Genomic DNA, 21,582 nt, shown 5'->3' on the forward strand with positions numbered 1-21,582 from the left:
ACACAAGAACCTGCTTGGATGAGTTATGTCCTACATGGAGAGTGGCGAGGAAACAAGGGGTACGCCCGCCGGTCGCTCGGCTCCGCGCACCCGGCGCACCGCCGACGGCGGACCCAGTGCCCGCACGCTGTTGTTGACCGTGCTGGGGGAGTACGTGCGCTGGCCTGGGCACGACGGGGTGTGGTCGCCGACCGCCGTGGCGGCCCTCGGTGCGCTGGGGGTCCCGGAGTCGGCGACCCGGCGGGCGATCACCAGGCTGACTCAGGAGGGGTGGCTGGTGGCCCGGGCCGAGGGGCGATACACCCGGCTGACCATCGCTCCGCCGCTGTATCGGCTGCTGACCGGCTGGACCGCGAGGCTCTCCCGGGCGACGCGCGAGACGCCCTGGTCGGGGCAGTGGCAACAACTGCTGTTCCGCCCGCCGGCGACGCTGCGCGAGGCGCGCGCGGTGGTCGAGGAGCAACTCGCCTTCGAGGGCTTCGGCGATCTGGGCCGGGGCGTGTGGATCGCGGCGGACCCGGGTGGTGTGGGCGCGCTGCGGGCGCTGATCGCCGAGCGCGGCCTGACCGGGCACGCGACCTGGATGACGTCGAGCGTGAGCGACCCGGAGCGGGAACGGGCCCTGGTCGAACAGGCCTGGGAACCGGCCGCGATCCGGGCGGTCCTGGAGGCGTTCGTCGACCGGTTCACCGGCGCGCGGGCGAGCACCGACGCGGAGGCGTTCGAGCTGCGCACCCGGCTGGTGCACGCGTGGCGGCTTACCTTCGAACGCGACCCGCGCCTGCCCGCGGCGCTGCTGCCGGCGGATTGGCCGGGGGCGGCGGCGAACGACCTGTTCGTGGCCACGTGGCGGGAGATCCACGAGCCGGCGCAGCGGTGGTGGGAGCGGTTGGACCGGGACCCGCGGGTGGGCCGAACGGGCCTCGGCCCGGTCGGCGGGCCGAGGTCGTAGCGACCGCCCGCCGCTTGAGCGTCCGCCGGGTGCGGTTGGGCGACTGCCCGGTCGAACGCGGAGTCGGTGACGGGCGTGGCGCGGTTGCGTGCCGATACCCCCCGCCCCTATCTTTTTCTCATGCTCGTATGAAGAGCTGTTCAGACGTTACGATGTCCGAGTCGAGACGACGGCGGACGGGGACGGACCCGGACGGGCAAGTGCACCGGACGTAGGCGTGGGCGTGAAAGTGAAAATGGAGGTGATCCGGTGGCGCAGCCGGTGGACGCGGACCTGGTGGACTCGGTGCGATCACGGTTGCCCGACGGTCCGCACCTGGCCGAGACCGCGGACGTGTTCGCCCTCCTGGGCGACCCCGGCCGGCTCACCCTGCTGGTCGCGCTCCTGGAGGGCGAACTGTGTGTACGCGACCTGGCCGCAGCGTGCGGGCAGGGCGAGTCGGCGGTCTCGCACCAACTGCGGCTGCTGCGCGCACACCAGGTGGTTACGGTGCGCCGGGCGGGCCGGTTGGCCTACTACCGCCTCGCGGACGCGCACGTGCGCCTGCTCCTGGACGTTGCGCTCGCGCACATCGGCCACGCCCCCGCCACCGATCACACCGGCTGCGCGAACGACCTTCCCGGAGGGGCTTCATGACCACCCGCGACCACGACCACGGCCCGGACGCGCCCGGGTCCACGGCGCCGACCCGACAGCCACGGGCCCACGGCAGCCACGACGGGCACGACGGGCACGACCACGGGGGAGCCGGGCACGCCGGGCACTCGCACGGTGTCGCCCCGGACGCCGATCGGCGCTACCTGACCGCCGCGCTCGGGCTGATCGGCGCGTTCATCGTGGTCGAGGTCACGGTCGGCATCCTGGCGAGCTCGCTCGCGCTGATCACGGACGCCGGCCACATGGTCACCGACGCGTTCGCGATCGGCCTCGCGCTGGTGGCGATGCGGCTCGCGGCCCGCCCGGCCCGTGGGCGCTGGACATACGGATTCAAGCGCGCGGAGATCCTGTCCGCGCAGATCAACGGCATCACATTCCTGGTCCTGGCGGTGTGGTTCACCTACGAGGCGGTCCGTCGGCTGATCTCGCCGCCCGACGTCGAGGGCTCGTTGGTGATCGTCACCGCCGCGGTCGGCATCGTGATCAACGTGATCGCGGCCTGGCTGATCTCCCGCGCCAACCGCTCCAGCCTCAATGTCGAAGGCGCCTACCAGCACATCCTCAACGACCTGTGGGCGTTCATCGCCACCCTGATCTCCGGCATCGTGGTGCTGGCCACCGGCTTCGCCCGGGCGGACGCGATCGCGTCGCTGATCGTGGCGGCGCTGATGCTCAAGTCCGGTATCGCGCTGGTCCGCGAGTCGTGGCGGATCTTCCTGGAGGCGGCCCCCGCCGGCATCGAGCCGGACGCGGTCGGGGCGGACCTGGCCTCGGTCGAGGGCGTCACCGAGATCCACGACCTGCACATCTGGACCATCACGTCCGGCTTCCCGGCCCTGTCCGCACACGTGTTGGTCGAGCCCGGGGACGACTGCCACCGGGTGCGCGACCGGCTTCAGGAGCGGCTGCGCGAACGGTACGCGATCACCCACACGACGCTTCAGGTCGACCACGCCGACCCGGCGGTGCTGGCAATCGGAGCGACGCGCGGGCACTGCGAGGACCCGCACGGGACCGTGCACACGCCCTGACGGGTGGGCCGACAGCCGGGGAGCCCGCATACCGCTCGGCGGTATGCGGGCTCCCCGGCTTCGGTTCTTCCTCAGTTCGAGGCGGCGGCCCGGACCGTGCGCAGGCGCTCGGAGCGGAGCTGCTCGTGCCAGTGGTCGCCCAGCGGGGTCAGCGGCACGCCGGTGGCCCAGGTGAGCAGCAGGTCGGCGAGCGCCGGGTTGCGCGACATCACCGGCCCGTGCATGTACGTGCCGATCACCCGACCCGCGTACGCGCCCTCGGTGCCGTCGCCGGTCCCGTTGCCGTTGCCGTGGGTGACCCTGGCCAGCGGCTTGGCGCCGGGGCCCACGTGGGTGACGCCCTGGTGGTTCTCGAACCCGGAGAGCACCGGCAGGCCGAGCGCGGGGTCGACCTCGGCCAGCACCTCGCCGACGCAGCGCTTGCCGGGCGCGCCCCGGCCGGAGCGTACGTCCAGCAGGCCCAGGCCCGCCTCGGGCTGGTCCAGGTCGTCGATGAACTCGTTGCCGATGATCTGGTAGCCCGCGCACACCGCGAGCAGCGCGGCGCCGGCGCCCACGGCGGTGGCCAGCCCCGGGTCACGGCGCAGGCGCTCGGCGGCCAGCCGCTGCGGCCGGTCCTCGCCGCCGCCGATCAGGTAGATGTCCCCGGAGGTGGGGACGGGCTGGTCGGAGCGTACGTCCACGCGCTCGACCTCGATGCCGCGCATCAGCGCCCGACGCTCCACGATCAGTGCGTTGCCCTGGTCGCCGTATGTGCTGAGCAGGTCCGGGTAGATCCAGACCAGGCGCAGCCTGCTCTCACCGATCATGCCTGTGCCGCTTCCTTGATCGTCTTGCGCAGCTGTTGGAACGCCGTGTAGTTGGCGATGACCTCGATCTGGCCGGGCGGCGCGGCCGCGACCGCCTGGGCGAGCGTCTCGCACACCTGGAACTGCAGGCCTGCGACCTCCAGTCGCACGGCCAGGTCGAGTCGGCGTTGGCCCAGCACGAACAGCGGCCGGCCGGCGAGCTGGGTGAAGTCGACGTCCCAGATCCACGAGGTGTCCTTGCCGTCCGCGTCGAGCGCGTTGACGGACAGGATCACCGGGGTGGGCGGCGGGTCGATCAGCGAGAACGTCTCGACCCAGCCGGCCGGGTTCTTCGCCAGGAGCAGGCGCAGCTTGCGACCCATGTAGTCGACCACGTCGTAGCGGCCGGCGACGGCGGCGACGTGCTTCATCCGCTCCAGCGCCGCCTCCACGGGCACGCCGAACAACGACGCGACAGCCGCGGCGGTGACCGCGTTGGCGCGGTTGGCCCGGCCCGGCAGTTGCAGGTGCAGCGGCCACACCCGCCCGTCCGGGTCGACCATGCGGTCGCCGGCGAGCGACCAGGTGGGCGAGGGACGACGGAAGTCGCACTGCGAGCAGAACCAGTCGTCGCCCGGACGCTGCATCACGCCGCCGCACTGCGGGCAGGACCAGGAGTCCTCCTGCCAGGTCTGCCCGGCGGCGACCCACAACACGTCCTTGCTGGAGGACGCGGCCCACACGATCAGCGGGTCGTCCGCGTTGGCGACCACGATCGCGTCGCGCCCGCGCAGACCCTCGCGCCACTTCTCGGCGAGCATCCGCGTCTCCGCGGCCCGGTCGAGCTGGTCGCGGGAGAGGTTGAGCAGTGCGATGGCGACGGGGTCGGAGTCGCGGGCGACACCCGCGAGGTACTTCTCGTCGACCTCGATCACGCCGTAGCGGGCCTCGCTGCCCGCGCCCGCGAGGGCGGAGGTGATCCCCGCAGGCATGTTCGCGCCCAGCGCGTTGGACACCACGGGACCCGCGGCGCGGATCGCCTCGGCGACCAGGCGTGTGGTGGTGGTCTTGCCGTTGGTCCCGGAGATCAGCACCACCTGTAGTCCCACCGACAACTGCGCGAGCAGGTCCGGGGCGAGCCGCAGCGCGAGCTTGCCACCGATGACCGAACCGCTGCCCTTGCCGGCGCGTCGCGAGATGGCCGCGGTCACCCGACTCGCGGTGATCGCCAATTTGGAACGCGGCGGCAACGCCTCGGAGGAGCGCTGCGGCGCACCCCCCTGGCCGGGAACGCTATTGCCTGACATCGAAGAAGGTTCCTCCAAGCGACGGCCCCGACCGGCGGTGGCCCATGACCGGTTGTACCGGCCGCCACCCTATAGGCGTGGACGCGCGGGGTGGTTGTCGTGGTTGCGCCCCGGGCCGGGTCGGGAGGGCGGGCCCGCCCTCCCCGGCTGTTGCGCGGGCTCTGGGGGTTGGGGTTTGCGGCAGGTGGATGGGGCCGATCCGGCCTCGCGGCCCGGGCGGCCTTGTTGATGCTTTGGGGTTACGGGAGGCGCCAGTCGACCGGTTGGGCGCCTTGGGCGACCAGGAGGTCGTTGGTGCGGGAGAAGGGGCGGGAGCCGAAGAAGCCGCCCGCGGCCGACATGGGGGAGGGGTGGGCCGACTCGACCACGGCCGCGCCGGGGCCGAGCAGGGGGCGGGCGTTGCGGGCGTCGCGGCCCCACAGGATCGACACCAGCGGGGTGCCGCGGGCCGCGAGCGCCTTGATGGCCTGCTCGGTGACCTCTTCCCAGCCCTTGCCGCGATGCGCGGCGGGACGACCGGGGGCGGTGGTCAGTGCGCGGTTGAGCAGCAGCACGCCCTGGGCGGCCCACGGGGTCAGATCGCCGTCGGTGGGCATCGGCAGGCCCAGGTCACGGTTCATCTCGGTGAAGATGTTGATCAGCGAGCCCGGCAGGGGTCGCACCTCCGGGGCGACCGAAAAGCTCAGCCCCACCGCGTGTCCGGGGTTGGGATAGGGATCCTGGCCCACGATCAGCACGCGAACGTCCGCGAAGGGTTGGGTGAACGCCCGCAACACGTTCGCCCCGGCCGGGACGTAACGCCGTCCTGCGGCGATCTCTCCTCGCAGGAAGTCGCCCATGGCGGCCACTCGACCCGCCACCGGTTCCAGGGCCTTCGCCCATCCTGCCTCGACAATTTCGCCCAACGGCCGCGCCACCATGGGAGTTGAGCATAGGGCAACCGGGTGACAGCCCCGGCACGCCCGCCGAGCCGACCGCGGTCCGGGCGTGCGGGCAGGGGACTTGGTCGGTTTCGGGGGAGAGACGGTGACGGGTGCGAAGGCCGGCGGGCATCCCCGGTCGGCATGGGATCGAGGGGCGGCAGCCGCTTCGCCGGCGGTCGGGTCGGGGACATGACCTCGTGCAGGTTTCCCGTGTCGTCGGTGAAGAACAGACCGCGCGGGCACAACGGGTGGTCGATGCGGCCGTTGGTCGGTTCGACGGGGGAATTGCCGTACGGGATGTCGGCCGCGCGGAGTCGGGCCAGGATCGCGTCGAACGTGGCCGGGTCGACGTCGAAGGCCAGGTGGTGTCCCTCCGCCGCGGCCACCGTCATGAAGTCGAGGGTGAGCTGCTCGTTGACCCGGACGCGGGAACGAAGTGGCCGTGCGCGCCGGCCGGAGGCAGTTCCGCCAGGCCCATGACCGTGGCGAAGAAGTGGGCCGCCGCCCGGTGATCCGCGGCGGGGACGAGGGTGCGGTTCAGCGAGACGGGCACGCTGCTGCACTCCCGGGGGTCGGTCGGTACGGACTCGCTCGCCGTGCGATACGACGATCCGGTCCGGAACGAGCGGCCGCCGGCCGGCTCGCCGAGCGAAGACGCGCCAGGGGAGACGCACGATCTCCCGGCCGGGTTCCCGAGCGCGGGTCGTGGGGCGATCGGCGCCGGCCGGATCGGCGGATCATGGCGGCGTGGATCGAGTCCGGTGACCGGTGGCCGGCCGCGGGCACCCGGCACGACGAGGCCGTACGGGCGCCCGAAGCGGTTCGGCCGCACCCGCCGCCGCTCAGTCGATCAGACCCGTCACCGTGTCCCAAGCATCCTCGGCGTCCGTGCCGGCCAGCGCCAGGGCCACCGCCGCCTCGCCTGCGGCCAACGCGAACACCGCGCCGACCCATATGCGTTCCGCGGGGGTCAGGCGGCGCCATTCGATCGCGCCGCCGGCCCCGTCGACCAGATCCGAGGCCACCACGAGCCAGCCCCACTCGGCGCCGCCTCGGCCGGTGCTCAGGGCGCGCAGTACGCCCGTGCCCAGCAATACATCCCGCGCGCCCAGACCTCGGCCGAGCAACGACGCCTCCCGCGCCGCGGTGGGCCGCAACCACACCCCGCCGCGTGGAGCCACCATGGACACCACCCCGGCGGCGACTCGTCCCGCCGCCAATATCGCCGCCATCCGTTCGGCCGACCCGGATATCGCCCCCGAAACCGCCACCACTGCCCCTTATCGACACTCGCTCGCACCCCCGGCCCATCGACCGGCGGCCCACACCGTAGCGGTGCCCCGGATCGCGGCCCTCGCACCCCCACCACGCGGACAACCCGCACCGCGGTTTCCATCCGCCGCCGATCCGGCCCGCCGGGGCAAGCCGACGGCGAGCCGGGCGAGTTCGTCCGGATGAGGCACAGGCGGCGCCGGAGAACGATGGGACGAGAGCGCGTGACGGGACGGTTGATGGGCGCGGCCGCGCGGTCGACGCCACCCGGCCACCGGACGGCGGCGGGACCGACCCTGTCGCGGGCGAGTCGGGGTGCGTTCGGCGTCTCGGTGCGGCGCGTAGCGCTCGGCGTGGGTGGGCGCGGTGCGCATGGCCGCCGCCCCTGCTGCGGCCCGAGTCGGCGCGGGGTATGCCCGACTGTGCCTGGGTCGGGCGGTGGGAGTTGGCGGCGCGTCGGGGTTCGGGGGGTGCGTGAGCGGCGCTAGGTGATTGTGAACTCGACTGGCCGGCGGGGGAGTTGTTGTTCGCGGTGGCGCGTTGTTTCGGCGCGTGGTCGGGTGCGGGTGCCCGCTCGGCTTCGGGCGGCGATGGATCCAACCGAGTGCGCGGCCGGATTCGGCGGGCAGGGGACTCGGCCGGCCCGCTGTCTTCGCGGGCTGCGTTCGTGGCGGCGTGCGGCCACGAGCTCTTGGGTGCGGGCAGCCGTGGGCCCGCGAGCCGGGGTCGGCTGCCTTCGGGCGCGACCCGGGCCCGGCCCCACCAGGGGTCCGGGCCCGGGTCGAGGGCGGGTCAGTCGCGTACCGCGCCCTCGGGGCGGTAGACCATCAGGCGGCGGCCCTTGGCGATGCGTAGTTGGGAGGCCCCGGGGCGGACTTCGCCGTCGACGGCCAACTCGGCGCCCTCCTGTATCTCGGAGAGGCGGACCGTGCGGGCCGTGGACGCTTCGTAGACGCGGGAACGGCCGAGCGTGCCGGACAGGACGGCGGCCACCAGGCGGGTGCGGGCCAGCGGGCGGGAGGCATCGACGATACGCACGTCGAGGAGGCCGTCGGTGAGGTCGGGGCGGTAGGTGGGCGCGAAGCCCTCCGGGGCGTATTGGCCGTTGCCGAGGAACAGCAGCCACAACGAGCGCGGGCGGCCGTTGACGCGCATCTTGACCGGGCCCGCGTCCCGGAGCACCCGGACCAAGCCCACCAGCATGGCCGGCCACTTGCCGATCTTGCCCTCCAACTCCTCGCGGAAGCGCACCAGGTCGGGGTAGACGCCGAGCGAGAAGGTGTTCAGGAACAGCTCCGGACCCAGCTCCTCGCCGTCGTCGGAGAACGGGTGCGAGTGGTCGCGCTGCAACTCGGCGACGTCCACCAGCACCGCCTCGCCCGCCGCGAGTGCCAGCGCGGTGTCGTCCAGCCGGATCAGGCCCAGGTCGCCGGCGAAGTGGTTGAGCGTGCCGGCCGGGAAGACCGCGAGCGGCATGCCCCGGTCCAGCGCGATCCGTGCCGCGCAGTTCACGCTGCCGTCGCCGCCCGCGACGCCCAGCACCTGCGCGTCCCGGGCCGCCTCGCACAACAACGCGACCAGGTCGCCGTTCTGGCCGCGCTCGACCACCTTGGCGCCGGGCAGCAGTTCGCGCAGGCGTTGCGCCGTGTCGCCCTCGGGGCCGGCCGAGGAGTTGACCACGACCACCAGGCCGTCGCCCTCGACCAGCGCCGGTACCTTCCCGCGCGGCGGCGGCGCGGACGCCGCCTCCACCGGCCGGGTCGGCCACCAGCGCAGCGTCACCGCCGCGAGGCCCGCGCCGAGTGCCGCGCCCGCCAGTACGTCACCCGGATAGTGCACGCCCGTGTACACGCGGGAGAAGGCCACCGACCCGGCCAGCGCGCCGGCCGCCACGCCCAACGGACGCGACTCCAACGCGACCCCGGTGGCGAAGGCCGCCGCGGACGCCGCGTGCCCGGACGGGAACGAGGTCGTCCACGGTTGCCGGCTGAGCCGGCGGGCCATCGGCACCGCGTCGATCACCGGACGGGGCCGGCGTACCCAACTCTTGAGGACCACATTGGTCACGGTCGACGCGAGCGCCACCGAACCCAGTCCGCGCAATGCCGCCCGCCGCCCGCTGCGTCCACCGGAAAGCGCCATTCCCGCACCGGTCACCGCCCACAGCCGCGAATGGTTGGCCGCGCGCGACAAGGCGGGCAGCGCCTTGTTCGCCCACGGCACATGATGCGTTGCCACCCACGCGAAGGCCGCCCGGTCGGCGGCATGGATCTTTCCCATGGCGCCATCACTACCCGCAACCGGTCTCGCACACCACGACCTGCGTCACATCCGGAGAGCCTCGGACACCTCGGACAGTTCCCCCCGATACTCGATGCGATCGAGCCACTCGGCGGGCCATCCGGCCAGGCCGTGTACGGCGCCGATCATCGCGCCCGCCAACGCGGCGATCGAGTCCGAGTCGCCGGAGGTGGCGGCGGCGCGGGCCAGCGCCGACCTCGGGTCGTCCGGATACAGCGCGACACACAGGACGGCCGTGGCCAACGCCTCCTCCGCGATCCATCCGGCGCCGGTGACCTGACACGGATCCGAGCGTCGATCCCGCTCCAGCAGGGCGCGGTCCAACCGGTCCAGGACGCCCAGGCATTCGTCCCAGCCGCGCGCGATGAAGCCCTCCGGCGAGTCCGCGAACGGGCCGCGCCACAGGTCCTCGCCCAGCCAGTCGGCGCGGTAGACGTTGCGCTGCGCCTCGGCGTGCGCACGCAGGCAGGCGGGCAGTTCGGCGATCGACACACCGGTACGCAGCGCGTACACCGCGGTCGCGGTCAGGTCCGAGGCGGCCAGTGCGGTGGGGTGACCGTGGGTGACCGCCGCCTGGAGTTGCGCCGCGCCACACCGGGCGGCCTCGTCGAGGTGGTCGACCAAACCCAGCGGGGTGACCCGCATGTTCGCGCCGCAGCCCTTGGAGCCGCGGCGGGTCGCGTCGAGCCAGCTTCGACCGGCGGCCAGCTCCGCGCACGCGGACATGCACGTGTGCCCCGGCGCGCGGGTGTTGTCCGGGGAGTCCCACCAGGTGAGAAACCGCTCGATCACCAGCGGCGCGAACAGCTCGGCGGTCAACGCCCGGGTGTCCGCCCGCGCGTCGATCAGCGCGTGGGCCACCGCCAAACCCATCTGGGTGTCGTCGGTGACCAAAGCCGGCGTGCCCTCGAGATCCATCGGGCCGGGCAGTTCGTACCGACGCACGATCTGCGCGTAGGACAGGAACTCCGTCGGCGCGCCCAACGCGTCCCCGTACGCCAGTCCGAACATGCTCCCGCGCACCCGCTCCGCGTTCCCCGCCATGTGGCACCACCCTTCGTCGAGGTACCAGCCTGCCGGCTCGACGGCCACCGTCCGGATCTTTATCCGGGCCGGCGAACGGGGCGCGAAGCGCGGGGGCGCGGTGGCGGGTGATCGGGCGCGGTGCGCATGCGGATGCGGGCCGGCGAAGGGGGCGCGGTGGAGTGGTGGCGGGTGTGGTGATCGGCTGCGGATACCCGATGCGGGGGCGGCGGAGGCAGGGGCGGTGGCGGCGGGCCGGCGAACCGGGCGCGGGGATGCGGTGGGGCGGTGGCGGTGACGGCGCGGGGGCGGCCGGGCGAGCCGGGCGGAGGGCGTGGGCGCGGGTGCGTGCATGGGTGGGACGTACCGTCCCGGAGGGTTCGAAATCGTCGCCTCGGGGCGAAGCATGAGGGCATGGACGTACTTTCCGGCCGCATCCTGTTGCGCCCCACCGACCTCGATCGTTCGCTTGCCTTCTACCGCGACGTGCTCGGACTCGCGATCGCCCGCGAGTTCGGAACCGGGAGCCATCGCGGGACGGTGTTCTTCCTCGGCGGCGGCTTCCTGGAGGTCTCGGGCACCGCGGCGGAGGCCGGGCCCGGGTGCGCGGATCTGCGGTTGTGGCTCCAGGTACGGGACTTGGTCGCCACGCACAAGGAACTCCTGGGCAAGGGCGCCACCGTGTTGCGCGAGCCGCGTCGTGAGGAGTGGGGGTTGGACGAGATGTGGATCGCCGATCCGGACGGTGTGCGGATCTGCGTGGTGCAGGTTCCGGACGAGCACCCGATGCGCTATCGACCGGGCATCTGAGGCGTCGACCACAGCTCGTGCGAGTCACCGAACGCGTCGTGCGTGGCAGTCGCAAACCCCGATCGGCCCGTGCCCCCGGGCCTCTTGACGCCCTCCGGCGGCGGCGACACACTCAAGCTACCAGCCGGTAACAATTCGACGATGTCCCGGGGGCCCACCACCCATGACCGCCTTCAATCTCGCCCTGAACGAGGACCAGACCACCATCCGCGACTGGGTGCACACCTTCGCCGCCGACACCATGCGCCCGGCCGCCGCCGAATGGGACGAGCGGGAGGAAACCCCCTGGCCGATCATCCAGGAAGCCGCCAAGGTCGGACTGTACTCCCTCGACTTCTTCACCACCCAGGCATTCGACCCCACCGGTCTGAGCATGCCGCTGATCATGGAGGAACTCTTCTGGGGCGACGCGGGGTTGGGCCTGGCACTGACCGGCACCGCGCTCGCCGCGGCCGGTCTGGTGGCCAACGGCACGCAGGAGCAGATCATCACCTGGGCGCCCGAATTGTTCGGCACCGCCGACGACATCCGGGTCGCCGCGTTCTGCTCCTCCGAGCCCAACGCCGGCTCCGACGTCTCCTCGATGCGCACCCGCGCCACCTACGACGAGGCCACCGGCGACTGGATCCTCAACGGGGTCAAGACCTGGGCCACCAACGGCGGCATCGCGCACGTGCACGTCGTGGTCGCCACCACCGACCCCGCCCTGGGCTCGCGCGGCCAGGCCAGTTTCGTGATCCCGCCGAACACGCCCGGCCTGTCCCAGGGGCAGAAGTTCAAGAAGCACGGCATCCGCGCGTCGCACACCGCCGAGGTGGTCCTGGACAACGTCCGGGTCCCCGGCGACTGCCTGTTGGGCGGCAAGGACAAGTTGGACGAGCGGCTCGCGCGCGCCAGGTCCGGTACGTCCGCGCGATCCAACGCGGCGATGGCCACCTTCGAATCCTCCCGCCCGGCGGTCGCCGCGCAGGCGGTGGGCATCGCGCGCGCCGCCTACGAGGTGGCCCTGGAATACGCGCAGGTCCGCGAGCAGTTCGGTCGGCCGATCATCGACAACCAGGGCGTCGCGTTCACCATCGCCGACATGCGCACCCGGATCGACGCGGCCCGGCTGCTCACCTGGCGAGCCTCGTGGATGGCGGCGACGAACCAGCCGTTCACCGCGGCCGAGGGCTCGATGTCCAAGCTGTACGCCGGCGAGACCGCCAAGTGGGTGACCTCCGCCGCGATGCAGATCCTCGGCGGCAACGGGTACACCCGCGAGTACCCGGTCGAGCGCATGCACCGGGACAGCGCGATATACACGATCTTCGAGGGTACGAGCGAGATCCAACGGCTGGTGATCGTGCGGACGCTGTCCGACGTGCCGATTCGCTGAGTCCGAGCGCCGACACCCGCCATGCGCCGCCGCGACGCCCGACCCGTGCCGGGGCCGGGCGCCGCGGCGAGTGTTTCGGGGGCGTCGCGCTCAGCCGGTCCGGCAGCCTGCCGCCCCGGGCGCCCCGGTCGGTGACCGGCGTGCGCACACCGAAAAGCACGCCCCCGGGCCCGTTGCGAGCTCCGCCCGATTCCTCGTGCGCCGGCCTCCGTCAGCGCAGCGGTCCCGGCTCCGGTTCCGGTACCGGGTCCGGCTCGTCCGGGACCGGCGGCGAACCCGGGTCGGGCGGCAGCGGTTCGGGGCCGGGCTCCGGCAGCGGGTGCGGTGTGGGCATCGGCGCCGGGGGCAGTGGGTCCGGCCACGGATCGGTCACGACAACCTCCTGGAGAGGGTGCAGTCCGGGCGTGCCCGGACACGTCGCGGCGGCGACGTCATCTCCCCGATACCCGCGCCGACGCCGACCAGCCTGCGGCCCCCGAACGCGCCGACGACGATCCGACGCCGTTGTGGCCGGGGGTCCCGCGGCGGCTTCGGACGCGGATCACGCCGAGAGGGTGCCGCCGGCCACGTGCACCGATCGGCCGACCCAGGTGTCGGTGCGCATGGACGCCAGTACGTCCGGGTGCGTCGAGGTTGCCACCGATCGCACGCCGTCCGTGCCCTCGACGACCGCGATCGCCACCGCCGGTTCGCCCTCCTCGAACGCCACCGTGCAGCCCACCACCTCGGCCGGACCCGCGTAGTCCGCGTCCACCGGGCGGCTCGGCAACTCCGCGCGCACCTCGATCGCGCGGAAACCGTCGGCGGCGGGCCGATCCGACCACAGCGCGCCGGCCTGCTTGGTGACCATCCCGGACACGCTCGTCACCAGCCCGTCGCCGCCCGCGAGCACCCGTCGGGTCACCTCGACCGTGGCCTGCAACGCGTAATTGTTCAGCGGCCCGCCGGCGAACGCCATCCCACCCGTCGCCGTCAGCTCCCGGCCGGCGCGCCCGGCCAGGCCCAGCTCGTGCCGCTGGATCCGGACCGCCGCCGGGAAGCAGCTGTACAGGTCCAGGTGCGTCGTGTCCGAGACCCCCGCGCCCAATGCCGCGCCGACCGCGGCGAACCCGGGGGAGCGGTCCAGGTCCGGCCGGGCCACCAGCGGCACCATGGTGTTCGCCTCGGCCGCCGCCGTCGGGAACACCCACCGGTCGCGGGCCACCCCGAACCGGCGCGCCGCCTCGGCCGAGCACAGCAGCAGCGCGGCGGCCTGGTCGACGTTCATCTGCGAGCAGTGCCACTTCGAGTACGGGCTCGCCAGCCACGCGTTGCGCCCGGTGGGTGCCAGCAGTTCGTCCGCCTGCACCGCGCGGCCCCGGACCGAGTGCCCGGCGTCGGCGGCGACCGTCGAGAAGTCCGCCCACAGCGCGGCGATCTCCCGCGCGTCGTCCGCCGGCGGCCGGCCCCGTGCCGCGCCGATCGCCGACTCCATCACCGCGTACTGCCGCGCGGGCACCGCCAGATGGCGATCGATCTCGACCCGGGCCAGGATGTCCGCGCCGGGCGCCCACACCGTGTCCGGGACCCCCTCCGCGACCGGATCCGCCGGTTCGAGCCCGGCGATCCTGGCGCGCAGTCGCCGATGTGCCGCCTCGCCGCCCACGACGAGCACCACCTCGGCCCGTCCGGCGGCGATCTCGGCGCAGGCTCGGGTGATCAACGACTGTTGCAGGACCCCAAGTTCGGCCAGCGTGCTGTGCGCGTCCACGATCTTGAACCGGTTTGCCAGCCAACGCCCCGGATCGCCGTGCCGCCAGGTGCCGCGCGGTACGAGCACGTGCCGCACCGCCCGCAACAGCGCGCCCGACCCCGCGGCGGCCTCCTCGACGGCCCGCGCCATCAACTCCAACTCGCCGACCCCGGCCCCGGCCTCGGCCAGGCGCTGCCGCGCCACCCCGGCCCCGACCAACACCGGCGTCCGCGGATCGACCGCCTCCAGCCCCATCGCCGCCCCCTTGCCGCAACCCATCCGCCCCGGACCACCCGGCGCGCGCCGACGTTAGTCGTGGATACCGACGATCACCAGTGCGTCCGTCGTCGCGTCCGCAGGGCCGGCCACGGTTGTGGATCACCTTTCGGTGGGCATAGGACAACCTTCGGCCGGTGGTGCGAGGAGCGGTGTGCGAGGAGCGGTGTGATGACCGAGCACGATCCGTATGTGCGGGTGCGTGGTGCGCGTGAACACAACCTGCGGGACGTGGACGTGGACATCCCGCGCGACGTGTTCGTGGTGTTCACGGGGGTGTCCGGATCGGGCAAGTCCTCGCTGGCGTTCGGCACGGTGTACGCGGAGGCGCAGCGGCGGTACTTCGAGTCGATCGCGCCCTATGCCCGGCGGTTGATCCAGCAGGTCGGCGCGCCGCATGTGGACGAGATCAGCGGGTTGCCGCCGGCCATCGCGTTGCGTCAGCAGCGGTCCGCGCCGACCTCGCGCTCGACGCTGGGCACGCTGACGACGCTGTCCAACTCGCTGCGGATGCTCTTCTCCCGGGCCGGTGACTACCCGCCCGGTGCGGAGCGGGTGGATTCGGACGCGTTCTCGCCGAATACCGCCGCCGGCGCCTGCCCGAACTGTCACGGCCTGGGCCGGGTGCACGAGGTGAGCGAGGAGTCGCTGGTCCCGGACCCGAGCCGGTCGATCCGGGAAGGGGCGATCGCCGCGTGGCCCGGTGCCTGGTACGGGAAGAACCTGCGGGACATCCTGGCCACGCTCGGCTACGACGTGGACCGGCCGTGGCGGGAGTTGCCCAGGGCCGAGCGGGACTGGATCCTGTTCACCGACGACCAGCCGGTGGTCACCGTGCACCCGGTGCGCGACGCGAGCCGGATCCAGCGCGACTACCAGGGCACATACAGCAGCGCGCGGCGGATCGTGCTGAAGACGTTCGCGAGTTCGAAGAGCGCGACGCAGCGCAGGCGGGTCGAGCGTTTCCTGCGCAGCGGGCCGTGCCCGGTGTGCCACGGTCGGCGGCTGCGGCCCGCATCGCTGGCGGTGACCTTCGCGGGATACGACATCGCCGCGCTGGTGGCACTGCCGCTGGTCCAGGCGGCGAAGGTGCTGGCCGGGGCGGCGGGCGACGGCGAACCGGCCGCGACGATCTGCGCCGACCTGGTGGCCCGGATCGCGGTGCTGGTCGAGTTGGGCCTGGGGTATCTGAGCATGGACCGGGAGACGCCGACGTTGTCCTCGGGCGAACTGCAACGGTTGCGGCTGGCCACCCAGTTGCGGTCGGGGCTGTTCGGGGTCGTGTACGTGCTGGACGAGCCGTCCGCCGGGCTGCACTCGGCGGACACCGAGGCACTGCTCGTGGTGCTCGACCGGCTGCGCGCGGCGGGTAACTCGCTGTTCGTGGTGGAGCACCGGATGGCGGTGGCGCGCCGGGCGGGCTGGCTCGTGGACGTGGGTCCGGGCGCGGGCGAGGGCGGCGGCCGGATTCTGTACAGCGGCCCGCCGGACGGGCTGCGCGAAGTGGCCGATTCGGCGACCCGCCGATTCCTGTTCCGAGCCGGCCCGCCGCCGGCCCGGGAACCGCTGTCGCCGACCGGGTGGTTGACGCTGACCGGGGTGACCCTGCACAACCTGCGCGACCTGGACGTGCGCCTGCCGCTGGGCGTGTTCACCGTGGTCACCGGGGTCTCCGGCGCGGGCAAGTCCAGCCTGGTCGGCGGGGTGTTGGCGGAGGTGACGGCGGAGCACCTGGGCACCCGGGCCGAGGAGGACGAGGAACGTCGACAGGAGTCCGGCGAGATTCGCGCGGTCGAGGGTCTGGACACGATCGACCGCCTGGTACGGGTGGACCAGAAGCCGATCGGGCGCACTCCGCGCTCGAACCTGGCCACCTATACCGGTCTGTTCGACACAGTCCGCAAACTGTTCGCGGACACCGACGCGGCGCGCGAGCGCGGGTGGACCGCGAGCCGGTTCTCCTTCAACGTGGATGGCGGGCGGTGCGAGACGTGTTCGGGCGAGGGCTTCGTCGCGGTCGAGCTGTTGTTCCTGCCGGGGACGTACGCGCCGTGTCCGACCTGCCATGGCGCGCGCTACAACCCGCGGACGCTGGAGGTCGACTACCGCGGGCTGAACATCGCGGACGTGCTCGGGCTGACCGTGGACGCCGCAGCGGACTTCCTCGCCGAGGTGCCGGCCGCCGCGCGCAGCCTGACCACGCTGCGCGAGGTGGGCCTGGGCTATCTGCGGTTGGGCCAACCGGCGACCGAGCTCTCCGGCGGCGAGGCGCAGCGGATCAAGTTGGCGAGCGAGCTGCAACGGGCCCGGCGCGGGCACACGCTGTATCTGTTGGACGAGCCGACGGCCGGGCTGCATCCGGCGGATGTCGAGTTGTTGATGCACCAGTTGCACGGATTGGTCGCCGCGGGCAACACGGTGGTGGTGGTCGAGCACGACCTGGACGTGATCGCCGGTGCGGACTGGATGATCGACATGGGGCCCGGCGGCGGTGCGAACGGCGGCCGGATCGTGGCGAGCGGGGTGCCGGCGGACGTGGCGGCGAAGGGTGTGGGGGTGAGCGCGCGGTTTCTGGCGGCGCACTGACGGGTCGGCGGGCGTGGCCGGGTCGGCGGGCGTGGCCGGGTCGGCGCGGGCCGTGGGACGAGGAGCCGCCTCGGAGCGGGAGGGTGCGAGAGCGCGGCCCGGCCGCCCGGTCAGCCGGCGTCCGGTCCGGCCAGGAAGGCGAGGACGGCGGCCGGGTCCTCGCTCGCGCACGCGGCCCGCACGGCCGACTCGTGTGCCTCGGCCAGCGCGTTCAGCCGGGCGAGGCGATCGTGGCCGCGCCGGGACAGATGGGCCGCGATCCGACGGCGGTCGATGCCGGACCGGCGTCGGTAGATCCAGCCGTCGTCCACCAGTGCGTCCACGATCCGGGTCAGGCTGGCGTGCGGGATCAGCAGACTCTGCGCCAGATCGCCCATCTGGTGGCCCTCGCCGTCGCCCAGGGCGCGCAGCACGAGCCACTGGTCGAGGGTGCAGTCCTCCTCGGTCAACGCGAGGTTCAACGTGCGGGCGAGACGGCGCTGCGCGATGGTGAGCATCTCGATCAGGGGCGGCTGCGTGACGGCCCGCTCCGCGAGTTCGCCGGCGGACATGCTCATCACCCCTTCACCAGGCCGTTCCCAGGAGCATACTTACTCGCCTGATGAGCGTCGAGACAGTCTTGATCGAGCCGCTCGACGCGCTGCATTCCGACCGGAATCCCCAGGTGCTTCGAGTGGGACTCGTGGTGCCCCAGTCCGGTGCGCTGGGGATCATCGGGCCGTCCGCGGTGGATGCGGCGCTGCTCGCGGCGCACGAGATCAACACGGCCTGCGGGGTGCGCGACCGCCCGCTGGAACTGGTCCTGGTGGACGCCGGCGGCCCGCCCGACAAGGTCGCGGCGCAGGTCGAAATGCTCGGCGACGCCGGGGCGGTGGACGTGTTGGTCGGCTTCCACACCAGCGACGTGCACCGCGCGATCGAGTCGGTGGTCAGCGGCCGGATCCCGTACATCTTCACCCCGCCGCACGAGGGCGGAAGCCGGCTGCCCGGGGTGGTCTGCACGGGGGTCGACCCGATGCGTCAGCTGAGCGAGTCGATCGGGTGGCTCACCGAACACCACCGGTTGCGGCGGTGGGCGCTGATCGGCAACGACTACATCTGGCCCCGGGCCACCCACGCAGCCGCCACCCGGTTGATCGCGGACGCGCGCAGCAGCGTGGTGTACGAGCGGCGGGTGGGCTTCGGCGCGGTGCGGGCGGGGCTGGACGAGTTGTTCGCGGGCCTGCGGGCCACCCGGGCCGACGCGCTGCTGCTCAGCCTGATCGGTCGCGATCTGGTGGACTTCAACCGGGCGCTGCGGCACGCCGGGCTGGATCGCATCCTGGTCCGGCTGTCCGGCTCGCTGGAGGAAAACGGACTGTTGGCCTACGGCGGGGACGACACCGGTGCGATGTACGCGGTGATGCAGTCGTTCGCGTCGCAGACCGACGATCGCCGGCTGGGACTGGCCGAGCGGCACCGGACGTTGCTCGGGCCGCAGGCTCCGGTGTTGGATGCCTATGCGGAGGGTCTGTACGACGGGCTGCACCTGGTCGCGGCGTTGGCCTCTCGGGGTGCGCTGGCGCCGAACGGGTTGGCGGCGGCGGTGCGTTGCCTGCTGGACCGGGATCCGGACGCCGAACGCGGGGCCTGGGCCCGCTCGCCGCTGGGGCCGCCGCGCCGGCAGGTGTACCTGGCTCGGGCGGAAGGGCTGGATTTCGCCGTGCTGCCGCGGCGAGAAAGTACTTCCATTTGGAAATAACTGGTTCTAAGGTCTCTTCGAGACCCCTCGGGGTCGTCCCGAGGAGAGACCAACATGAGCGAAGCCCCCGCGCCCGAAACGGTCGCAAGACCCGAGCCGTCCGGCAGACCCGGCTCCACCGGTGGTCCCGGCTCGACCGGTGGCGCCGAATCGATCGAGAAGTACGGCTACAAGCAAGAGCTCCGCCGCTCCCTGAGCTTTCGTGACCTGCTCGTCTACGGCCTCGTCTTCATGGTCCCGATCGCGCCGTTCGGCATCTTCGGCGGCGTGTTCCAGGGCTCCGGCGGCATGGTCGCGCTCGCCTACGTCATCGGCATGGTCGCGATGATGTTCACCGCGCTGTCCTACGCGCAGATGTCCCAGGCGTTCCCGATGGCCGGATCCGTGTACTCCTACGCCGGCCGCGGCATCGCCGCCCCGGTGGGCTTTTTGGCCGGCTGGATGATCCTGCTCGACTACATCCTGGTGCCCGGCCTGCTCTACCTGATCGCCGGCGTCGCGATGAACTCGCTGGTCACCTCGATCCCGGTGTGGATGTGGGTGGTCGGGTTCGTACTGCTGAACACGGCGGTCAACTACCTCGGTGTCGAGATGACCGCCAAGGTCAACAAGATCATGCTGATCGGCGAACTGATCATCCTGGTCCTGTTCATCGCGATCGGCGTGGTCGCGCTGATCGACGGCAAGGGTCGCGGCTTCGACTTCACCCCGATCTACAACAGCGACACCTTCTCTTGGAGCCTGGTCTTCGGCGCCGTCTCGATCGCGGCGCTGAGCTTCCTCGGCTTCGACGGCATCTCCATGTTGTCCGAGGAGAACAAGGACTCGGCCAAGGCCATCGGCAGGTCGATGGTCGCCGCGCTGCTCCTGGCCGGAACGCTGTTCATCGTGCAGACGTGGGTAGCCTCGCTGCTGGTGCCCGACCCCAAGGCGCTGATCGACAACGGCGACCCGGACGGCACCGCGTTCTACGACGCGGCCCGGGTCGCGGCAGGCGGCTGGCTGGCCAAGCTCACCGCCGTTGCCACCGCGATCGCGTGGGGCTTCGCCAACTCGCTGGTGGCCCAAGCCGCGACCTCGCGACTGCTCTACGCGATGGCCCGGGACCGGCAACTGCCGTCCTTCCTGGCCAAGGTGCACCCCAAGCACCGGGTCCCGGTCAATGCCACGCTGCTCACCGCCGCGATCTCGCTCGCCCTGGGCCTGTACACCAGCACCCGCGACGACGGCATCACCACGCTGAGCAGCCTGGTCAACATCGGCGCGCTCACCACCTTCCTGGTTCTGCACGTGTCGGTGGTCGTGCACTATCTCGTCCGGCTCAAGAGCCGGGACTACTGGCGGCACCTGATCGCGCCCTCGCTCGGCTTCGCGATCCTGGCCTACGTCGTCTACAACGCCGACAGCGACGCGCAACGACTGGGCACGATCTGGTTCGCGATCGGCGCCGCCCTCCTCGCCGGTCTGGTCCTGGCGGGCCGCCGGCCCAAGATTTCCGCCATCGACCAGGTCGAGGAACCCGTATGACCCTGCTCGAAGTCGTCTCCCTGAGGCCGACCTACCACCAGTACGCCTATACCTTCGGCGGGCGCCGCCCCCTCGTGACGGTCCGCCCAGGCACCATCGTCGAACTGTCCACCGAGGACTGCTTCGGCGGCAACGTCAAGGGCGTCGACGACCTGCCCAGCGCGGTGTGCGAGTTCCCCTATCTCAATCCCGTCACCGGACCGATCGCGGTCGAGGGCGCCGAGCCCGGCGACACCCTCGCGGTGCACTTCGTGGACATCGCGCCCGCCCGCGACTGGGGCATCTCCAGCACCTTCCCGCACTTCGGCGCGCTGACCGCGACGCAGACCACGGCGATGCTGCACGCCCCGTTGGAGGAACGCGTCTGGGTCTACGACCTGGACGTCGACGCGGGCGTCTGCCGCTTCCGAGCCCGAGAGAGCGACTTCGCGGTGGACCTCCCGCTGGACCCGATGCACGGCACCGTCGGGGTGGCGCCGGCCGCGGGCGAGACACTGATGTCGATCACCCCGGGTGCGCACGGCGGCAACATGGACACGCCCGAGATGCGGGCCGGCACCACCGCGTACTTCGGCGTCAACGTCGCGGGCGGCATGCTCTCGATCGGCGACGGCCACGCCCGACAGGGCGAGGGCGAGTTGTGCGGGACCGCGGTCGAGGCGGCGATGCGCACGGTGATCGTGGTCGACCTGATCAAGGGCGGCGCGCCGGTGTCGCCGCGCTTGGAGAACGACGACCACCTGCTCACCACCGGGTCGGCCCGCCCGCTGGAGGACGCCTTCCGGATCAGCCAGCGCGACCTGGTGCACTGGACGGCGGACCTGCTCGACCTGGAACTGCTCGACGCCTACCAATTGGTCAGCCAGGCCGGCCTGGCCCCGGCCGCCAACGTGTGCGACACCAACTACACGATGGTCGGCAAGCTGCCCAAGGCGCTGCTCGGCCGACACCGGGCCTACGAGGGGCGGCACGACCACCTGCGAGCGGTGGCGGCGGCCTACCTGGCCGAGCGCTGAGGCCGCTGCACCGGCCGGGGGCGGCGAGGTCCGAAGTCCCGTCCGGTGCCCCGACTCCGGGACCGGAGGGGCCACCGGTACCCGGTGCCCGGCGTCGGCCGACGGCTGCGCCGGGCTGGATGGGGGACATCCCCGGGAAGCACGCGTCCGCCGACGCGGATCCCTCGGGGGAGAACCCGGGGATGTTCCCGCATGGACGGCGGTCGACACCTCTCGTCCCGAGGCGCCGGCCAAGTGACCCGATGCCGTGGGAATTCCCGGC

19 protein-coding genes are annotated in these 21,582 nt (G+C 72.4%); 10 read left to right on the forward strand and 9 right to left on the reverse strand.

Translation table 11 applies throughout. The features are described from left to right. Positions 1-25 precede the first annotated feature (25 nt). The 3 genes from ABZS54_RS16675 to ABZS54_RS16685 all read left to right on the forward strand — a co-directional run bounded on the left by ABZS54_RS16675 (position 26) and on the right by ABZS54_RS16685 (position 2,640). The gene (locus ABZS54_RS16675; protein WP_355535605.1) at positions 26-952 is read left to right on the forward strand and encodes a PaaX family transcriptional regulator C-terminal domain-containing protein; all 927 of its coding nucleotides are present in this window, start codon (positions 26-28) and stop codon (positions 950-952) included. A gap of 249 nt (positions 953-1,201) precedes the next feature. Next, entirely contained in the window at positions 1,202-1,588 is a 387-nt protein-coding gene (locus tag ABZS54_RS16680; RefSeq protein ID WP_355535608.1) for a metalloregulator ArsR/SmtB family transcription factor, read from the forward strand. Beyond that, positions 1,585-2,640, forward strand: a complete 1,056-nt coding sequence (locus ABZS54_RS16685; RefSeq protein WP_355535611.1) for a cation diffusion facilitator family transporter — start codon at positions 1,585-1,587, stop codon at positions 2,638-2,640. The genes ABZS54_RS16680 and ABZS54_RS16685 overlap by 4 nt, the downstream gene beginning before the upstream one ends. Before the next feature lie 71 nt (positions 2,641-2,711). Here ABZS54_RS16685 and ABZS54_RS16690 read toward each other — a convergent pair whose 3' ends face one another. The 3 genes from ABZS54_RS16690 to ABZS54_RS16700 form a co-directional block, all read right to left on the reverse strand. After that, positions 2,712-3,446: a glutamine amidotransferase gene (locus ABZS54_RS16690; RefSeq protein ID WP_355535707.1), complete on the reverse strand. Its 735-nt coding sequence runs from the start codon at positions 3,444-3,446 to the stop codon at positions 2,712-2,714. Continuing rightward, complete coding sequence (locus ABZS54_RS16695; protein ID WP_355535614.1) at positions 3,446-4,735, reverse strand: MurT ligase domain-containing protein; 1,290 nt, start codon at positions 4,733-4,735, stop codon at positions 3,446-3,448. The genes ABZS54_RS16690 and ABZS54_RS16695 overlap by 1 nt, the downstream gene beginning before the upstream one ends. A gap of 239 nt (positions 4,736-4,974) precedes the next feature. After that, entirely contained in the window at positions 4,975-5,655 is a 681-nt protein-coding gene (locus ABZS54_RS16700) for a uracil-DNA glycosylase (protein ID WP_355535617.1), read from the reverse strand. Between the two features lie 200 nt (positions 5,656-5,855). Here ABZS54_RS16700 and ABZS54_RS16705 point away from each other — a divergent pair, with 200 nt between their 5' ends. Continuing rightward, a complete protein-coding gene (locus tag ABZS54_RS16705; RefSeq protein ID WP_355535620.1) occupies positions 5,856-6,170 on the forward strand; it encodes a hypothetical protein in 315 nt (104 codons plus the stop codon). A gap of 330 nt (positions 6,171-6,500) precedes the next feature. Here the strand turns inward: ABZS54_RS16705 and ABZS54_RS16710 are convergent, their stop codons facing one another. The 3 genes from ABZS54_RS16710 to ABZS54_RS16720 form a co-directional block, all read right to left on the reverse strand. Then, complete coding sequence (locus ABZS54_RS16710) at positions 6,501-6,842, reverse strand: hypothetical protein (protein ID WP_355535623.1); 342 nt, start codon at positions 6,840-6,842, stop codon at positions 6,501-6,503. Positions 6,843-7,722: 880 nt separating this feature from the next. Beyond that, the gene (locus tag ABZS54_RS16715) at positions 7,723-9,210 is read right to left on the reverse strand and encodes a phosphatase PAP2 family protein (RefSeq protein ID WP_355535626.1); all 1,488 of its coding nucleotides are present in this window, start codon (positions 9,208-9,210) and stop codon (positions 7,723-7,725) included. 45 nt (positions 9,211-9,255) lie between these two features. Continuing rightward, positions 9,256-10,275 carry an ADP-ribosylglycohydrolase family protein gene (locus ABZS54_RS16720; protein WP_355535629.1) on the reverse strand — a complete coding sequence of 340 codons (1,020 nt, stop codon included), beginning with the start codon at positions 10,273-10,275 and terminating at the stop codon, positions 9,256-9,258. A gap of 393 nt (positions 10,276-10,668) precedes the next feature. Between ABZS54_RS16720 and ABZS54_RS16725 the strand changes: the two genes are divergently transcribed. Continuing rightward, complete coding sequence (locus ABZS54_RS16725) at positions 10,669-11,064, forward strand: VOC family protein (RefSeq protein ID WP_355535632.1); 396 nt, start codon at positions 10,669-10,671, stop codon at positions 11,062-11,064. Between the two features lie 163 nt (positions 11,065-11,227). After that, positions 11,228-12,442, forward strand: coding sequence for an acyl-CoA dehydrogenase family protein (locus ABZS54_RS16730; protein WP_355535635.1), 1,215 nt, complete (start codon positions 11,228-11,230; stop codon positions 12,440-12,442). Positions 12,443-12,653: 211 nt separating this feature from the next. Here the strand turns inward: ABZS54_RS16730 and ABZS54_RS16735 are convergent, their stop codons facing one another. Together ABZS54_RS16735 and ABZS54_RS16740 are read right to left on the reverse strand one after the other, a co-directional pair. Beyond that, positions 12,654-12,815, reverse strand: a complete 162-nt coding sequence (locus tag ABZS54_RS16735; protein ID WP_355535638.1) for a hypothetical protein — start codon at positions 12,813-12,815, stop codon at positions 12,654-12,656. A 168-nt stretch (positions 12,816-12,983) separates the two neighbouring features. After that, a complete protein-coding gene (locus ABZS54_RS16740) occupies positions 12,984-14,429 on the reverse strand; it encodes a hypothetical protein (RefSeq protein WP_355535641.1) in 1,446 nt (481 codons plus the stop codon). A 192-nt stretch (positions 14,430-14,621) separates the two neighbouring features. Here ABZS54_RS16740 and ABZS54_RS16745 point away from each other — a divergent pair, with 192 nt between their 5' ends. Beyond that, a complete protein-coding gene (locus ABZS54_RS16745; RefSeq protein WP_355535644.1) occupies positions 14,622-17,036 on the forward strand; it encodes an excinuclease ABC subunit UvrA in 2,415 nt (804 codons plus the stop codon). Positions 17,037-17,146: 110 nt separating this feature from the next. On the opposite strand, the gene ABZS54_RS16750 is transcribed toward ABZS54_RS16745, so the two are convergent. After that, on the reverse strand, positions 17,147-17,593 hold the full coding sequence (locus ABZS54_RS16750; RefSeq protein ID WP_355535647.1) for a MarR family transcriptional regulator: 447 nt from the start codon (positions 17,591-17,593) through the stop codon (positions 17,147-17,149). Between the two features lie 44 nt (positions 17,594-17,637). Here ABZS54_RS16750 and ABZS54_RS16755 point away from each other — a divergent pair, with 44 nt between their 5' ends. Genes ABZS54_RS16755 through ABZS54_RS16765 form a run of 3 tightly spaced genes read left to right on the forward strand, consistent with a single transcriptional unit; the run spans position 17,638 to position 21,320 of the window. Beyond that, complete coding sequence (locus ABZS54_RS16755; RefSeq protein ID WP_355535650.1) at positions 17,638-18,777, forward strand: substrate-binding domain-containing protein; 1,140 nt, start codon at positions 17,638-17,640, stop codon at positions 18,775-18,777. A 54-nt stretch (positions 18,778-18,831) separates the two neighbouring features. After that, positions 18,832-20,304, forward strand: a complete 1,473-nt coding sequence (locus ABZS54_RS16760; RefSeq protein WP_355535653.1) for an APC family permease — start codon at positions 18,832-18,834, stop codon at positions 20,302-20,304. Next, positions 20,301-21,320 (forward strand): acetamidase/formamidase family protein, encoded by a 1,020-nt coding sequence (locus tag ABZS54_RS16765; protein ID WP_355535656.1) that lies wholly within the window; start codon positions 20,301-20,303, stop codon positions 21,318-21,320. The genes ABZS54_RS16760 and ABZS54_RS16765 overlap by 4 nt, the downstream gene beginning before the upstream one ends. Positions 21,321-21,582: the final 262 nt, after the last annotated feature.

It is taken from the genome of Embleya sp. NPDC005575 (assembly GCF_040605455.1).
Classification (GTDB): Bacteria; Actinomycetota; Actinomycetes; order Streptomycetales; family Streptomycetaceae; genus Embleya.

Excerpts from the sequence above, each read along its gene's own strand:
- ABZS54_RS16760 (WP_355535653.1), top strand. The coding sequence starts at position 18,832 with ATGAGCGAAGCCCCCGCGCCCGAAACGGTCGCAAGACCCGAGCCGTCC.
- ABZS54_RS16715 (WP_355535626.1), bottom strand. The coding sequence starts at position 9,210 with ATGGGAAAGATCCATGCCGCCGACCGGGCGGCCTTCGCGTGGGTGGCA.
- ABZS54_RS16675 (WP_355535605.1), top strand. The coding sequence starts at position 26 with ATGTCCTACATGGAGAGTGGCGAGGAAACAAGGGGTACGCCCGCCGGT.
- ABZS54_RS16695 (WP_355535614.1), bottom strand. The coding sequence starts at position 4,735 with ATGTCAGGCAATAGCGTTCCCGGCCAGGGGGGTGCGCCGCAGCGCTCC.
- ABZS54_RS16720 (WP_355535629.1), bottom strand. The coding sequence starts at position 10,275 with ATGGCGGGGAACGCGGAGCGGGTGCGCGGGAGCATGTTCGGACTGGCG.
- ABZS54_RS16725 (WP_355535632.1), top strand. The coding sequence starts at position 10,669 with ATGGACGTACTTTCCGGCCGCATCCTGTTGCGCCCCACCGACCTCGAT.
- ABZS54_RS16755 (WP_355535650.1), top strand. The coding sequence starts at position 17,638 with ATGAGCGTCGAGACAGTCTTGATCGAGCCGCTCGACGCGCTGCATTCC.
- ABZS54_RS16700 (WP_355535617.1), bottom strand. The coding sequence starts at position 5,655 with ATGGTGGCGCGGCCGTTGGGCGAAATTGTCGAGGCAGGATGGGCGAAG.
- ABZS54_RS16765 (WP_355535656.1), top strand. The coding sequence starts at position 20,301 with ATGACCCTGCTCGAAGTCGTCTCCCTGAGGCCGACCTACCACCAGTAC.
- ABZS54_RS16740 (WP_355535641.1), bottom strand. The coding sequence starts at position 14,429 with ATGGGGCTGGAGGCGGTCGATCCGCGGACGCCGGTGTTGGTCGGGGCC.
- ABZS54_RS16685 (WP_355535611.1), top strand. The coding sequence starts at position 1,585 with ATGACCACCCGCGACCACGACCACGGCCCGGACGCGCCCGGGTCCACG.
- ABZS54_RS16730 (WP_355535635.1), top strand. The coding sequence starts at position 11,228 with ATGACCGCCTTCAATCTCGCCCTGAACGAGGACCAGACCACCATCCGC.
- ABZS54_RS16710 (WP_355535623.1), bottom strand. The coding sequence starts at position 6,842 with ATGGTGGCTCCACGCGGCGGGGTGTGGTTGCGGCCCACCGCGGCGCGG.
- ABZS54_RS16745 (WP_355535644.1), top strand. The coding sequence starts at position 14,622 with ATGACCGAGCACGATCCGTATGTGCGGGTGCGTGGTGCGCGTGAACAC.
- ABZS54_RS16750 (WP_355535647.1), bottom strand. The coding sequence starts at position 17,593 with ATGAGCATGTCCGCCGGCGAACTCGCGGAGCGGGCCGTCACGCAGCCG.